The organism is Paracoccus solventivorans, assembly GCF_900142875.1.
Lineage (GTDB): Bacteria > Pseudomonadota > Alphaproteobacteria > Rhodobacterales > Rhodobacteraceae > Paracoccus > Paracoccus solventivorans.
In genome coordinates this window covers 59,206-72,565 of record NZ_FRCK01000007.1, presented here as the reverse complement: position 1 = coordinate 72,565, position 13,360 = coordinate 59,206, and the positions used below count along the sequence as shown (strand labels likewise).

13 protein-coding genes are annotated in these 13,360 nt (G+C 70.1%); 6 read left to right on the top strand and 7 right to left on the bottom strand.

The window, feature by feature from the left end; genetic code table 11:
• Nucleotides 1–41: 41 nt before the first annotated feature.
• Entirely contained in the window at nt 42–1,370 is a 1,329-nt protein-coding gene (locus BUB57_RS11300; protein ID WP_073067050.1) for an amidase, read from the bottom strand.
• Nucleotides 1,371–1,515: 145 nt separating this feature from the next.
• Between BUB57_RS11300 and BUB57_RS11295 the strand changes: the two genes are divergently transcribed.
• The gene (locus BUB57_RS11295; protein WP_073067049.1) at nt 1,516–2,739 is read left to right on the top strand and encodes a UbiH/UbiF/VisC/COQ6 family ubiquinone biosynthesis hydroxylase; all 1,224 of its coding nucleotides are present in this window, start codon (nt 1,516–1,518) and stop codon (nt 2,737–2,739) included.
• Between the two features lie 104 nt (nt 2,740–2,843).
• The gene (locus tag BUB57_RS11290; protein WP_073067277.1) at nt 2,844–3,440 is read left to right on the top strand and encodes a LolA family protein; all 597 of its coding nucleotides are present in this window, start codon (nt 2,844–2,846) and stop codon (nt 3,438–3,440) included.
• Nucleotides 3,441–3,621: 181 nt separating this feature from the next.
• Here BUB57_RS11290 and BUB57_RS11285 read toward each other — a convergent pair whose 3' ends face one another.
• Nucleotides 3,622–4,206 (bottom strand): transglycosylase SLT domain-containing protein, encoded by a 585-nt coding sequence (locus BUB57_RS11285; RefSeq protein WP_073067048.1) that lies wholly within the window; start codon nt 4,204–4,206, stop codon nt 3,622–3,624.
• 195 nt (nt 4,207–4,401) lie between these two features.
• Between BUB57_RS11285 and BUB57_RS11280 the strand changes: the two genes are divergently transcribed.
• A complete protein-coding gene (locus BUB57_RS11280) occupies nt 4,402–5,583 on the top strand; it encodes an acetyl-CoA C-acyltransferase family protein (RefSeq protein WP_073067046.1) in 1,182 nt (393 codons plus the stop codon).
• 44 nt (nt 5,584–5,627) lie between these two features.
• Nucleotides 5,628–5,831: a hypothetical protein gene (locus BUB57_RS11275; protein WP_073067045.1), complete on the top strand. Its 204-nt coding sequence runs from the start codon at nt 5,628–5,630 to the stop codon at nt 5,829–5,831.
• Nucleotides 5,832–6,070: 239 nt separating this feature from the next.
• On the opposite strand, the gene BUB57_RS11270 is transcribed toward BUB57_RS11275, so the two are convergent.
• From BUB57_RS11270 to BUB57_RS11250, 5 genes are all read right to left on the bottom strand, one after another.
• A complete protein-coding gene (locus tag BUB57_RS11270) occupies nt 6,071–6,673 on the bottom strand; it encodes a queuosine precursor transporter (protein WP_407670364.1) in 603 nt (200 codons plus the stop codon).
• A 276-nt stretch (nt 6,674–6,949) separates the two neighbouring features.
• Nucleotides 6,950–7,864: an esterase-like activity of phytase family protein gene (locus BUB57_RS11265; RefSeq protein ID WP_084732108.1), complete on the bottom strand. Its 915-nt coding sequence runs from the start codon at nt 7,862–7,864 to the stop codon at nt 6,950–6,952.
• The gene (gene mepA, locus BUB57_RS11260) at nt 7,840–8,697 is read right to left on the bottom strand and encodes a penicillin-insensitive murein endopeptidase (protein ID WP_073067042.1); all 858 of its coding nucleotides are present in this window, start codon (nt 8,695–8,697) and stop codon (nt 7,840–7,842) included. The genes BUB57_RS11265 and mepA overlap by 25 nt, the downstream gene beginning before the upstream one ends.
• Entirely contained in the window at nt 8,694–10,052 is a 1,359-nt protein-coding gene (locus tag BUB57_RS11255; RefSeq protein WP_073067040.1) for an MFS transporter, read from the bottom strand. The genes mepA and BUB57_RS11255 overlap by 4 nt, the downstream gene beginning before the upstream one ends.
• Nucleotides 10,053–10,194: 142 nt before the next feature.
• The gene (locus BUB57_RS11250) at nt 10,195–10,788 is read right to left on the bottom strand and encodes an acyl-CoA thioesterase (RefSeq protein WP_073067038.1); all 594 of its coding nucleotides are present in this window, start codon (nt 10,786–10,788) and stop codon (nt 10,195–10,197) included.
• A 164-nt stretch (nt 10,789–10,952) separates the two neighbouring features.
• On the opposite strand from BUB57_RS11250, the gene BUB57_RS11245 reads away from it, so the two are divergent.
• Together BUB57_RS11245 and recQ are read left to right on the top strand one after the other, a co-directional pair.
• Nucleotides 10,953–11,246 carry a YggT family protein gene (locus BUB57_RS11245; RefSeq protein WP_073067036.1) on the top strand — a complete coding sequence of 98 codons (294 nt, stop codon included), beginning with the start codon at nt 10,953–10,955 and terminating at the stop codon, nt 11,244–11,246.
• Nucleotides 11,246–13,267, top strand: a complete 2,022-nt coding sequence (gene recQ / locus BUB57_RS11240; RefSeq protein ID WP_073067033.1) for a DNA helicase RecQ — start codon at nt 11,246–11,248, stop codon at nt 13,265–13,267. Before BUB57_RS11245 ends, recQ begins: the two co-directional genes overlap by 1 nt.
• The last annotated feature ends 93 nt before the right edge of the window (nt 13,268–13,360 follow it).

Sequence of the window (13,360 nt, the reverse complement as noted above, 5' to 3'; positions counted from 1 at the left end):
ATTTGGGCCAGAAAGAAGCCCCTTTGCCGGTTCCCCGGCGGTCAGTCGCGCAGGGCGGTTTCCGCGGCGGCGGCGACGCGCAGCAGCGCCAGGTCGCCCCCGGCCGCGCCCAGCAGCATGATCCCGCAGGCGGGCTGCGCGGTCGGCAGGCTGATCGCGGGCAGGCCCAGCAGGTTGCCGATGCGGGTATTGCGCAGCGACAGCAGGTTTTCCGAGGCGAAGAACGCCGGGTCGGTTTCCAGCCGCTCGATTTCCGGCGGCAGGATCGGGGCGGTGGGCAAGAGCACCGCATCGAACCCCGCCACCGCCGCCGCCCATTCGCGGCGCAGCTGCTCGAGCCGGTCCCAGCCGGCGACGTAATCCGCGGCCAGCACGTCACGGCCGCCGCGGAAACGTTCGAGGATCGGCGGATACATCAGCTCGGGCGCCGCCTCGATCTGGTCGCGCCACAACCCGTAGGCCTCGGGGGCGAAGAGCACGGGGGAAAGAGCGGCCGCCTGTTCCACGCAGGGCGGAGCTGCGCGGGTGACGCTGGCGCCGGCGGCTGCAAGCTGTTCCACGGCGGCTTCAAAGGCCGCGACCGGTTCCTTGCGCGCCTGCGCGAACGGCAGCCCGTCCAGCACCATCAGCCGCAGGCGCGAGGGCTCGGCGCCGCGCAGGTCGGGGGCGGTGGTGCCGCGGATCAGGGCGAAGATCTCGGCGCAATCCTCGGTGCTGCGGGCGATGGGGCCGGCCACGTCGAAGCGGCGGCACAGCGGCACGATCCCGGTCATGTCGACGGCGCCCGGGGTGGGCTTGAACCCCACCAGCCCGTTCCACGCCGCGGGCAGCCGGATCGAGCCGCCGGTGTCGGTGCCGATCGCCGCCGCCGCCAGCCCCAGCGCCACCGCCACTGCCGAGCCGCCCGACGAGCCGCCCCCCACCAGCGCCGCGTCATAGGCGTTGGGAACGGTGGCAACCGGCGGGTTCAGCCCCAGCCCGGAAAACGCCAGTTCCGTCATGTGGGTCTTGCCCAGGCACACCGCGCCCTGCGCGGTCGCCGTATCAAGAATGCCCGCATCACGCTGGGGGACGCGCCCCTTGAGCAGGGCGGAACCGGCCTCGGTCCCGACATGAGCGCTGTCGACATTGTCCTTCCACGCCAGCGCCACCCCGTCCAGCAGCCCCCGGCGCAGCCCGGCGCGGGCGCGGTCATGGGCGGCGACGGATTCGGCGCGGGCGCGGTCGGGGGTCAGCCTTGCGTAGATGCGCGGCGTCAGCGGCGCGCGGGCGGTGGCGTCCAGATAGCCCTCGGTCAGGTCCACCGGGCTGACCAGCCCGGCCATGATCGCGCGCCCCTGTTCCGTTGCCGGTGCCTTGAGCCAGTCCATCCGCTGCCTTTCGGGTTGTCCGGGGATCAGGCTAGCGCCGCGGCCCCGGCGCAGCAATGGGAGAGGGCGGGATCTGCGTTTCGCAAGCGGGAAACCTCTGCCGCGGATGGACCGGCGCCGGCGGCCGCGCTAGGGTGCGGGCAACATGGCAGTGGATCACGATATCATCGTCGCGGGCGGCGGGCTGAACGGCCCGGCGCTGGCACTGGCGCTGGCGCAGGCGGGGCTGTCGGTGGCGGTGATCGACGCCCGCCCCCTGCGCGACCGTGCGCAGGAAGGCTTTGACGGGCGCGCCTATGCGCTAGCGCTGGTGTCGCGGCGGCTGCTGTCAGCGCTGGCCCTGTGGCGCGGGCTGGAACCCCATGCGCAGCCGATCAACCGGGTCGAGACCGCGCAGGGCCAGCCGGGCGAGGGCGCAGGCCCGTTCCACCTGATCTTCGATTCGGCCGAGATCGAGGAAGGCCCCGTGGGCCATATGCTCGAGGACCGCTTTCTTTACGCGGCGCTGGTCGACGCGATGGCGGGGCGAGTGACGCATCTGCCGGGGCGGCAGGTGGTGGGGCAGGCGGTGGCGCCCGGCGGGGTCGAGGTCGCGCTGGACGACGGACGCACGCTGTCGGCGCGGCTGCTGGTCGGGGCGGACGGGCGCGGCTCGGGCGTGGCGGCGCGGGCCGGGATCGCGCGGCGCGGCTGGGGCTATGGCCAGACCGCGCTGGTCTGCGCGCTGGACCACGAACTGCCGCACCAGGGCATCGCCTGGCAGTATTTCATGCCCACTGGGCCGCTGGCGATCCTGCCGCTGCCGGGCAACCGCTCGTCCATCGTCTGGTCGGAAACCGACGCCAATGCCCGCACCATCGCCGCCCTGCCGGATGCCGACTTCCTGGAAGTGCTGCGCCCGCGATTCGGCGATTTCCTGGGCGGCATCACCCTGGCCGGGCCGCGGTTTTCCTATCCGTTGAGCCTCAGCCTGGCCGATTCCTATGTCGCCCCGCGCATCGCGCTGGTGGGGGACGCCGCGCATGGCGTGCACCCTATCGCCGGGCAGGGGCTGAACCTGGGGCTGCGCGATGTCGCCGCCCTGGCCGAGGTGGTGGTCGATGCCGCCCGCCGCGGCGAGGATATCGGCGCCCCCGACGTGCTGGAACGCTATCAGCGCTGGCGCCGGTTCGACGCCACCGCGATGGGGCTAGGGATGGACCGGGTGAACGCGCTGTTTTCCAACGACATCCCGGTCCTGCGCGCGGCGCGGGGCCTGGGCATGGGGCTGGTCACCGCCATCCCGGCGCTGCGGCGCGGCTTCATGCGGCAGGCGGCGGGGCTGGGGCTGGACCCGATGCCGCGGCTGCTGACCGGCCGGCCGCTGTAGCGGCGTTTCGCACACGGAACCCTCAACCCGGCGCGAGCGTTCGGGGCGCAGCCGTCCCGGTATCGTGACGTGCAACCGTCTGGAACGGCAGTATGATCCTGAACATGAACCTTCGCTCTCTCGCTCTTGCGCCCGTCATCGTCCTTGGCCTCGCGCTGCCCGCGCTGGCCGAGAAAATCCCGCTCAACGAGATCTCGCGCTATCTCAACAGCCTGAAAACCGTGGCTGGTGATTTCACCCAGGTGAACCCGGACGGTTCGGTGGTGCCGGGCAAGGTCTATATCCACCGCCCCGGCCGCGTGCGCTTCGAATACCGCGGCGACAACACGCTGGTGCTGGCGTCGAGCGGCACGGTCGCCATCTTCGACCGCAAGTCGAACGGCGGCGCGCAGCAATACCCGCTGGCCAAGACGCCGCTGTCGATCATCCTGGCCGACAACGTGAACCTGGGCCGCAGCGGCATGGTGACGCAACACGCGGAAAGCAAGAACACCACGGTGGTGACGGCGCAGGACCCGCAGCACCCCGAATACGGCAATATCCAGATGGTGTTCACCGCCAACCCGACCGAGCTGCGGCAATGGGTGGTCACCGACGACACCGGCAAGCGCACCACGGTGATCCTGGGCGACATGCAGAAGGGGGTCAGCATCCCCTCGTCGGCATTCTCGATCACGCAAGAGGTGAACCGACGCCGCTAGCCGCGGCCCCGCTGCTTCTTTCTGGCGGAAATACCCCGGGCTTCCGAGCGCCTGGAATAGGAGGCGGATCAGAAAACAGCCCCCAAGGCTGTTTTCCCGCCGGATGGTCCGGTGGATCGTTTTCAGCGAGGAAGGCCGCGGCAGCGGCGGGGGCTGGCCCCCGCTTCCGCCCCTGCCGCGCCTACAGCCGCCCGCAGGAGCGCAGCTGCGCGTGATACATTTCCGACCGCCGCTGGACGTCGCCCGAGACCCGCAGCAGCCAGGACTTGTTCAGGTGGCTGCCGCGCGAAAACCCGCCGCGGCCCTCGTGATAGGCCAGGTACTGGTTGGCCGCGTCGCGTTTCGAGATCCCCAGCCGGCGGGTGGTGCCGTCCATGTACCAGCCCATGAAATCGGTGGCGTCGCGAATGTTGTCACGGCGGGCGCGGCGATTGCCGGTGGCGCGGCGGTATTCGTCCCAGGTGTTGTCCAGCGCCTGCGAATAGCCAAAGGCCGAGCTTTGCCGCCCCATCGGGATGATTCCCAGCGCGAACTGATGCGGCGTCCGCGCATTGCCCACGAACCGCGATTCCTGGTGGATCGTCGCCATCTGCACCGCGATCGGAATGCCCCAGCGCCGCTCGGTCTCGCGCATGGCGCGCAGATAGGCCGGGCGTTCGGCCGTGATCGCGCAGGCATTTTCCAGGTTGCGCGGCGCCTTGTAGCTGCCCCCGCCGCCGCAGGATGCCACCAGCATCACGATGGCGAGCTTGAGATAGTTGTTCATGCCTCTGCCCCGGTTCTTGTCGTTTTTTCCCCACTGTAGAGATTCCGGGCCCAAGGTGAAATCGCCTTTGCGTCATGTCGGCCCGATGGGGCGCGATGACGCGGGGACCGTCGCATCGCAGCAACGGCTCTTGTCACGCGGGCAACGCGCTCGTTAATGTCCCCGGGACATTTCTGTGTTTGGGGAATTGGACGAATGGCAACGAACGACGTGGTGATCCTGGCGGGCGCACGCACCGCCATCGGCGGCTTTGGCGGCAGCCTGGCGGGCGTGCCGCCGATCGACCTGGCGGCGACGGTGACTAAGGCGGCGATGGAGCGCGCGGGCGTATCCCCGGACAAGATCGGCACCGTCGTGTTCGGCCATGTCATCAACACCGAGCCGCGGGACATGTATCTGGGCCGGGTGGCGATGCTGAACGCCGGCATCCCAGACACCGCCACCGCGATGAACGTGAACCGGCTGTGCGGCTCTGGCGCGCAGGCGATCGTCTCGGCGGTGCAGATGCTGATGCTGGGCGACGCGGAATTCGCCATCGGCGGCGGCGCCGAATCGATGAGCCGCGCGCCCTATGCGATTCCCGCGCTGCGCCACGGCGCGCGCATGGGCGATACCCAGGCGCTGGACATGATGGTCGGGGCGCTGACCTGCCCGATGGGCACCGGCCACATGGGGATCACCGCGGAAAACGTCGCCTCGGAAAGCGGCATCTCGCGCGAGGATCAGGACGCGTTTGCGGTGGAAAGCCAGGAACGCGCCGCCCGCGCCATCGCCGAGGGCCGCTTCAAGGACCAGATCGTCCCGGTCGAGATCAAGACCCGCAAGGGCGTGGTGACCTTTGACACCGACGAACACCCCAAGGCCACCACGGTGGAAAAACTGGCCGGGCTGCGCCCCGCCTTCCAGAAGGACGGCAGCGTAACCGCCGGCAACGCCTCGGGGATCAACGACGGCGCGGCGGCGGTGGTGCTGGCCACCGCCTCGGCGGCCGAGGCCGCGGGGCTGACGCCGCGCTTCCGCGTGCTGGGCTATGCGCTGGGCGGGGTGGCGCCGCGGGTGATGGGCTATGGCCCGATCCCGGCGGTCCGGGCGCTGTGCGAAAACACCGGCCTGTCGGTCGGCGATTTCGACGTCATCGAATCGAACGAGGCCTTTGCCGCGCAGGCGCTGGCGGTCAGCAAGGAACTGGGGCTCGACCCCGCCAAGGTGAACCCGAACGGCGGCGCCATCGCACTGGGCCACCCGGTCGGCGCCACCGGCGCCATCCTGACCGTCAAGGCGATGTACGAGCTGGACCGCACTGGCGGGAAAAAGGCGCTGATCACCATGTGCATCGGCGGCGGCCAGGGCATCGCGCTGGCGATCGAAAAGATCTGAGAAAGCCTTTGACGGGCTTTTCCGCCAATGACAGGGCGTCGCTGATGGCGGCGCCCTTTGTCGGTCCTAGGGTCGTCCAGCGGCTGGAAGAGGCGGGATTTTCGGATCTTGCCACCCTGGCGCGGGCGGATGCGGGCGTGATCTGTGCTCAGATCGCGGCCAGCCTGGGCACCACCTGCTGGGCCAACAGCCCGCAGGCGCGCCGCGCCATCGAGAATGCCATCGCCGTCGCGCGCGCTGCATCCTGACGCAGCCCCGGAAACTCGAACGGGCCGCCCCCTGGGGACGGCCCGCGAGATCAGGAAGATGGTCCGGTTAGGGATGGAAAGGTCCGTCCCAGACAGGGTTTGGCACCCTTGGGGCTGCCCTCAGGCGCTGACCCCCCTGACTGTCCCGGCTCCGTTCTCCAACATCACTCTCGACACTGGACCACCTCCTTTCGATGTTGCTCGTAGGGGAAGCCTGCCACAGGCCTGCCACAAGTCAATCAGTTTCGAAGCGGCGATAACAAGATTTTGCGGACGATCAGGCGGAAGGGCACAAGAGCCAGCGCCGCCAGCGCCAGCTTGACCCCCCAATCCGCCACCGCGAGCGAGGCCCACAACGGCGCCAGCGGCCCCGCACCCAGTAGCGGCACGGTCTCGTTCGCCCAGCCGGTATTGGCGTCGGCGGGCAGGAACGCGGCAAAGGCGATGGTGAAGAACAGCACCGTGTCCAGCACCGAGCCCAGCAGCGAGGACAGGAACGGCGCCTGCCACCAGTCACGCTGCCGCAGCCAGTCGAAGATCCTGATGTCCAGCAGCTGCGCCAGCAGGAAGGCGGTCCCCGAGGCCACGGCGATCCGCAGCGTGGTGGCGTCCAGCGCGGCCGCGGTCAGCGAACACAGCACGCCGACGACGAACCCCGCGATCACCACCTTGCGCGCGGCGCCGGCGCCCTGCACCCGGTTGGTGACGTCGGTCACCAGAAACGCAAAGGGATAGGTCAGCGCCCCCCAAGTCAGCCAGTCGCCCAGCAGGAACTGCACGAGGATGTTCGAGGCCAGCACGGTGGCGGCCATCGCCAGAATGGCGGGGACAAGCGGGCGCATGATGTCTTTTTTCCGTTTTACAAGGTGGCGGAACAACTCGGCCCCGCTCGATGCGGGACGCAGGGTCGCTAGCGCCCGCCTCGGCCAGAGTCAAGGAAACGCCGCCCGTCCTTCGCCGCCGCAACCGGGGGTTTTCCACCCCCGGACCCCCGGAGGATATTTGTGACCGCCCGAATCATGCAGGGGTTTCGGGCGGTCACAAATATCCTCGGGGGGAGCCGCCGCAGGCGGTGGGGGGCAGACGGCCCCCCTTGCTGCGAGGAAGCCGGGCCGGGGTCAGTCGCGGATGCGGTATTCCACCAGTTCCGTGCGTTGCAGGAACAGGAAATTGTCGTCCGAGATCATGGTGATGCGGATGCCCTGGCCGTCCTCCCACACCGCGATGCCCTCGAGGTTGTCGAATTGCAGCAGGCTGGTCTCGATCAGGGTCTCGGGCGGGCCGATGTGATCCTCGCCGAACTCGTAGCGCCGCACCCGGCTTTGGAATCCGCGCAGGCCGCGGAACTGCCGTTCGAGCACGTAGAGCCGCCCGTCCGGGCCCACGTCGGCGCCCACCGGCGCCCAGGCCTCGTCGCGGGGCAGGTGGAAGGGGTTGGTCCAGCCCCCGCCGCGAAAGCGCCAGACCGGAAAGCCCTTGCCCTCGTCGGGCCAGGATTCGGGGATGGTCAGCAGGTCGCCCGCATCGGTGACCGCCAGCGCCTCGAGCGCCTGGTTGCGCCTCAGCCGGGAAAACCAGCCCGCCTTGAGGATGCGGGTGGCGGGGCCGTCGGGGTCGTCGTAGCGCGCGATCCGGTCCAGCCCCTCGAAGCTGACGAAGATCCGCCCCTGCGCGTCGATCGCCAGCCCCTCGGCATCGCCCAGATAGCCCGGCTTCAGCGGCGTGCCGCTGCTGTCCTGCAACCGTGCGTGGCCGGCGGTGGTCAGCTCGGCGATGCGCCCCTGCCGGTCGCGGTGGATGCTGCCCCAGCGCAGAGTGCCGCGGTCCGACAGCGCGGTGAAGCCGCTGCCGTCCGCCGTCAGCTCCAGCCCCGAGAAGCCGCCGAAATCCTCGTCGGCCTCGGCCCAGACATAGGTGCCGAGATAGTCCACCACCGGCGCGGCCGCGGCCGGCGGCGCGCAGGCGGCCAGCAGCAGCGCCGCTGCGGCTGCCGCCCTCGCAGCCCTGCTCAGCGCCCGGCCAGCGCCTGGCATGTGCGGGGCATCTCGCTCAGCCGGTAGCTGCGCGGGTGGCGATAGTTGGGGTCGGCGGGGGCGGGAGGCGGCGGGTCGATGCGGTTGCGGATCCACTGCGCGGCCTCTTCGCAGCCGTCGCCGGGGGGCGGGGGCGCCTGATCCTCGCAGCCGCGGTTGGTGCAGGCCAGCCGCACGTGGAAGTGATAGTCGTGCCCGCCCAGCGGCCGGATCTTGCGCAGATAGGCGCGGTTGCCGCGTTCGTTCTGGCACATCACCAGTTTGGCCACCGGATCGACGAACACCCGCTCCACCCGCGGGTCCGAGGCCGCCGCCCGCAACAGCGCATGGTGGCTGGCCGACCACAGCGGGCTGGGCGCCAACCCCCCTTTGGCCACCACCGACTGCGACGAGATGTTTTCCCGCTGCGCCCGCGTCAGGCTCAGCGAGCGTGGGGGCAGCATCCAGATATCGGCGTCCAGCCCGGTCTGGTGGCTGGCGTGGCCGGTCAGCATCGGCCCGCCCATCGGCTGGCTCATGTCGCCGATATACAGCCCCGGCCAGCCCAGCTGGGTGGCGGTCCGCGACAGCCCGACCAGGAAATCGACCAGTTGCGGGTTGCCCCAGTTGCGGTTCCTGGACAGGCGCATCGCCTGCCAGGTGGGGCCGGTCTCGGGCAGCTGCACATTGCCGGTGGCGCAGCCGCGCGAATAGCCGCCGAAGGCGCCGGCGGGGCCGCCGTTCGACTGGCGGAAGGCGCCGAACACATCCTTGGCCAGCGGCTCGGCCTGGGCAGGAACGGCCAGCAGCGCCAGCGCCAGCGCGGCCAGGACGGGTTTGAATCTGCGGATCACTGCTCGGGTTCTCCCTCTGGTTTTACCCACCCTAGCAGCCACAGCGACAGAAGGAACATCACGATCAGCGGCGAGATGCCCAGCCTGGGGCTGCCGCTGGCCGTAGTGACAAGCGCAATCAGCATCGGCGCCAGGAACGCCGTGGCCTTGCCCGACAGCGCGTAAAGGCCGAAGGCCTCGGTCGCGCGGGCCGCAGAGGTGTGGCGCACCATCATGGTGCGGCTGGCCGATTGCAGCACGCCGCCGGCGCCGCCGATCGCCGCCCCGCAGGCAAAGAACAGCGCATCGGGCAGGCGCGATCCGGGGGCAAGCGGCAGGCCGAAGATCTGCTCGCGGTTCATCCCCACCACCAGCACGCAGACCGCGACCAGCACCAGCGTGCAGGCGGCGATGACCGGGCGCGGCCCCCAGCGCCGGTCGGCGCGCCCGCCCAGCCAGCTGATGATCGCGGCCGATACCGCGGTGACGATGCCGAAGATCCCCGACAGGATCACCGGCCAGCCCAGCACCGTGCCGGCATAGACGCCCCCGAACCCGTAAAGCGCATTCAGCGCATCGCGCGAGAACATCGAAGAGACCAGCCACGCCAGCAGCGACCGCCGCCCCGGCAGGCTGCGCAGCAGCGCCCCCAGGTCGCGCAGCGCCGCCCCCAGCTGCACGCCGCCGCGCCGCGCGCCCGCGGGTTCGCGCACCCACAGGAAGAACGGCACCATGAACAGCGCATACCAGATCGCGGTGAACGGGCCGACAAAGCGGGTGCCCTCGCGCGCGGCGCCGTCCAGCCCCAGCGCCGGCGGTCGCCCCAGCAGGGTCAACCCGCCCGCGCCATCGGCAAACAGCGCCAGCATGATCGCCAGCGCTACCACACCCCCCAGATAGCCAAAGGCGAAGCCAGAGCCCGAGATGCGCCCGATCTCGTCCCGGCTGCCCAGCGAGGGCATCAGCGCATTGGTGAAGATGGTCGCGAACTCCATCCCGATCAGCCCGATGCCGAACAGCACCAGCGCCGGGACCAGCCCCGCGCCGGAGGGATGCAGCACCCACAGCCCGGCCGAGCCGGCGACGTAGAATCCCGAAAACAGCCAGATCCACGGCAGCCGGCGCCCCGAGCGGTCGGCCACCGCCCCCAGCACCGGCGCAAGCCCCGCGATGATCACCCCCGCGCCCGCCAGCGCCCAGCCCCACAGCGCCTGCGCCTGCGCGCCGGCCTGCATCGGATCGGCGCCCTGCGCGATGAAATGCCCGCGCGCGACCTCGGAGAAATAGATCGAGAAGATGAAGGTCAGCAGCAGCGTCGCATAGGGCTGGCTCGCCCAGTCGAAGAACCACCAGCCCCAGATGCGTTTGCGGTTCATGCCTCCCCCGGGCCTGCGTCACCGGCCCACATAAGATTGCAAGAACACCCGCACCGCAAGCCGGCGGCGTGGCTTCTTTCTGGGCCAAATACCCCGGGGTGCGGGGCAGCGCCCCGCGTGGTGACGCCGGACCGACCTGCGTTCAGCCGGGCTGCGTAGCGGGCGGCAGGTCGGGGGACTGTACCTCGATTCCAGCGGGCAGTTCCGGTGGCCAGGGGCGCAGGGCGTCGGCCTCGATCCAGGCGGCGACCCAGGCGGGCAGCTCGGGGCTGGGGCCGTGGTGGCCCAGGGCTTCCATGAAGACCTCGGGCGGGATCATCCCCTTGCGCGCGGCGCCGCCGACGATGGCGACGCGCAGCAGCATGTGGTTGGCGCAGTCGCCCCCGCTCCACATCGACTGTTCCATATAGACGAAGCGGCTGTCCCAGCCCAGCACCCGCGACACCTGGGTGATGCGCTGGAACACCCGGATGCGGCGGCGATAGCGCACGGTGTTGCCGGCGACGGTGAACCCCCAGCCGTTGCGCTTCAGCGTGTCGATGATGCCCAGCCGCACCGCCATCGGGATCCGCCCCAGGTCATACAGCGTCAGGGTGCGGCCGTTGTTCAGCTCGCGCCACGGGTCGATGTCCAGCGGCGAGATCCGGTGGGTCGAGACATGTGCGTCCAGCGGCCCCAGCGGCGTCGCGCGGCGGGCAGAGCGGATCTCGTGGATGAAGCGCAGGATGGGATACATGACGGCTCCTTTGACCTTCGGGCGGTAGTCAACCGGGCCGGGGGCGTCAACCGCAACGCTGCGGAAACGGGCAGGGGCGGCGGGGCGTGCGTCCGCGACCGCTTGCGCACGCGCGCCGGCTGCCCTACCTCGGACGCGCGGGTTGCAAGGGAAGGCTGGCAGGAATGACGACGCTGTTCCAGGCGCTGATGCTGATACTCGACGTGGTCTGGTTCATCATGATCGCGCATATCATCATGTCGTGGCTGATCAATTTCGACGTGCTCAACCTGCGCCAGCCGCTGGTCGCACAGGTCTGGGACGGTCTGTCGCGGCTGCTCGAGCCGATCTACCGCCCGATCCGCAACGTGCTGCCGAACATGGGCGGGCTGGATCTGGCGCCGCTGGTGGTGTTCATCGGCATCATCATCCTGCAACGGGCGCTGGCGAACAACGCCGGGTTCTTCCTGGGCTACTGATGCCCGCCGATCTGTTGCGGCAGGTCTGGGGATTCGACGGATTCCGCCCCGGCCAGCAGGAAATCGTCGAATCCGTGGCCGCGGGCCGCGACGTGCTGGCGATCATGCCCACCGGCGGCGGCAAGTCGCTGTGCTACCAGCTGCCGGCGCTGATGCGCGAGGGGGTCACGGTGGTGATCTCGCCGCTGATCGCCCTGATGCGCGACCAGGTGCGCAGCTTGCGCGAGGCCGGTGTGGCGGCGGGCGCGCTGACCAGTGGCAATACCGAAGAGGAAAGCGACGAGGTCTTCGCCGCCCTGCGCGACGGCAGCCTGCGGCTGCTTTACATGGCGCCGGAACGGCTGGCCTCGGGGGCGACGGTGCCGATGCTCAGGCGCGCGGGCATCACGGCGATTGCCGTGGACGAGGCGCATTGCGTCAGCCAGTGGGGCCATGATTTCCGCCCCGATTATCTGCGCGTGGGCGAGCTGCGCCGGGCGCTGGGGGTGCCGCTGGCCGCATTCACCGCCACCGCCGACGCCGAGACGCGGGACGAAATCGTGGCGCGGCTGTTCGACGGGCGGGCGCCGCAGGTGTTCCTGCGCGGTTTCGATAGACCGAACATCCATCTGGCGTTCCAGCCCAAGGACGGCCCGCGCCGGCAGATCATGGATTTCGCCCGCGCCCGTCGCGGGCAGTCCGGCATCGTCTATTGCGCCACCCGCGCCCGCACCGAGACCCTTTCGGCCGCGCTGAACGCCGAAAACATCGCCGCCGTCGCCTATCACGGCGGGATGGAGGCCGATCAGCGCCGCGAGGTCGAGGCACGTTTCCAGCGCGAGGATGGGCTGATCGTCACCGCCACCGTCGCCTTTGGCATGGGCATCGACAAGCCCGACATCCGCTGGGTGGCGCATTCCGACCTGCCCAAGTCGATCGAGGCCTATTACCAGGAAATCGGCCGCGCCGGCCGCGACGGGGCGCCTGCGGAAACGCTGACGCTGTATGGCCCCGACGACATCCGCCTGCGCCGCACCCAGATCGACGAGGGGCTGGCCCCGGCCGAGCGGAAAGAGGCCGACCACGCGCGGCTGAACGCGCTGCTGGGGCTGGCCGAGGCGATCTCGTGCCGCCGCCAGCACCTGCTGGGCTATTTCGGGGAAACCGCCGCGCCCTGCGGCAATTGCGACCTGTGCGACACCCCGCCCGAGATCTTCGACGCCACCCAGCCGGTGCGGATGGCGCTGTCGGCGATCCTGCGTACCGGCGAATGGTTCGGGCAGGGCCATGTCATCGACGTGCTGCTGGGGAACGCGACCGAAAAGGTGACGGCGCGCGGGCATGACCAGCTGCCGACCTTTGGCGTCGGCAAGGCGGTGCCCAAGGGTGAATGGCAGGCGATCCTGCGCCAGATGCTGGGCCGCGACCTGATCCGCCCCGATCCCGAACGCCACGGCGGGCTGCGCATCACCGCCGCCGCGCATCCGGTGCTGCGGGGCGAGGAAGCCGTGATGCTGCGCCGCGACCTGATCCGGCGTGCGAAACCGGCGGCGGTGATCCGCACCCAGGTCTCGGACGAGGATGCGCCGCTGCTCTCGGCGCTCAAGGCCAAGCGCCGGGCGCTGGCCGAGGCGCAGCGGGTGCCCGCCTATGTGATCTTTCCCGACCGCACCCTGATCGAGATGGCCGAGACCCGGCCGCAGACGCTGGACGACATGGCCCGCGTCAGCGGCGTCGGCGCGAAAAAGCTGGACAGCTATGGCGAGGCCTTCCTGTCGGTGATCGCGGGCGAGGTGGCGCCGATGCACCCGGCCCGCCGCGCGCTGGCGGGGCAGGAGGCCGGTGCCCTCTACGACCGGCTGGCCGAGGCCGCACAGCGCCTTGCCCGAGGCGAAGACGGCACGCAGAAACCGCTGTCGCTGCCCGCGAGCAACCTGCGCCGCATCGCCACCGACCGTCCGCGCGAGCTTGCCCGCTATCTCGACGCCCCGGCGCTGGAACGCTTCGGCGCGGCTTTTGCGGAACTCATTGCCGAGGGGTGATCGTCACTGCCGGATCGGGGGCAAGCCCCCGAACCCCCGGGATATTTGAAACCGCCCGAAGACCACGCGCAGGATTTCGGGCGGTCCGAAATA

What these genes read in the sequence shown, in the direction of transcription:
- BUB57_RS11300 (WP_073067050.1), bottom strand. Translation starts at nt 1,370, where the DNA reads ATGGACTGGCTCAAGGCACCGGCAACGGAACAGGGGCGCGCGATCATG.
- BUB57_RS11295 (WP_073067049.1), top strand. Translation starts at nt 1,516, where the DNA reads ATGGCAGTGGATCACGATATCATCGTCGCGGGCGGCGGGCTGAACGGC.
- BUB57_RS11290 (WP_073067277.1), top strand. Translation starts at nt 2,844, where the DNA reads ATGAACCTTCGCTCTCTCGCTCTTGCGCCCGTCATCGTCCTTGGCCTC.
- BUB57_RS11285 (WP_073067048.1), bottom strand. Translation starts at nt 4,206, where the DNA reads ATGAACAACTATCTCAAGCTCGCCATCGTGATGCTGGTGGCATCCTGC.
- BUB57_RS11280 (WP_073067046.1), top strand. Translation starts at nt 4,402, where the DNA reads ATGGCAACGAACGACGTGGTGATCCTGGCGGGCGCACGCACCGCCATC.
- BUB57_RS11275 (WP_073067045.1), top strand. Translation starts at nt 5,628, where the DNA reads ATGGCGGCGCCCTTTGTCGGTCCTAGGGTCGTCCAGCGGCTGGAAGAG.
- BUB57_RS11270 (WP_407670364.1), bottom strand. Translation starts at nt 6,673, where the DNA reads ATGCGCCCGCTTGTCCCCGCCATTCTGGCGATGGCCGCCACCGTGCTG.
- BUB57_RS11265 (WP_084732108.1), bottom strand. Translation starts at nt 7,864, where the DNA reads ATGCCAGGCGCTGGCCGGGCGCTGAGCAGGGCTGCGAGGGCGGCAGCC.
- BUB57_RS11255 (WP_073067040.1), bottom strand. Translation starts at nt 10,052, where the DNA reads ATGAACCGCAAACGCATCTGGGGCTGGTGGTTCTTCGACTGGGCGAGC.
- BUB57_RS11250 (WP_073067038.1), bottom strand. Translation starts at nt 10,788, where the DNA reads ATGTATCCCATCCTGCGCTTCATCCACGAGATCCGCTCTGCCCGCCGC.
- BUB57_RS11245 (WP_073067036.1), top strand. Translation starts at nt 10,953, where the DNA reads ATGACGACGCTGTTCCAGGCGCTGATGCTGATACTCGACGTGGTCTGG.
- recQ (WP_073067033.1), top strand. Translation starts at nt 11,246, where the DNA reads ATGCCCGCCGATCTGTTGCGGCAGGTCTGGGGATTCGACGGATTCCGC.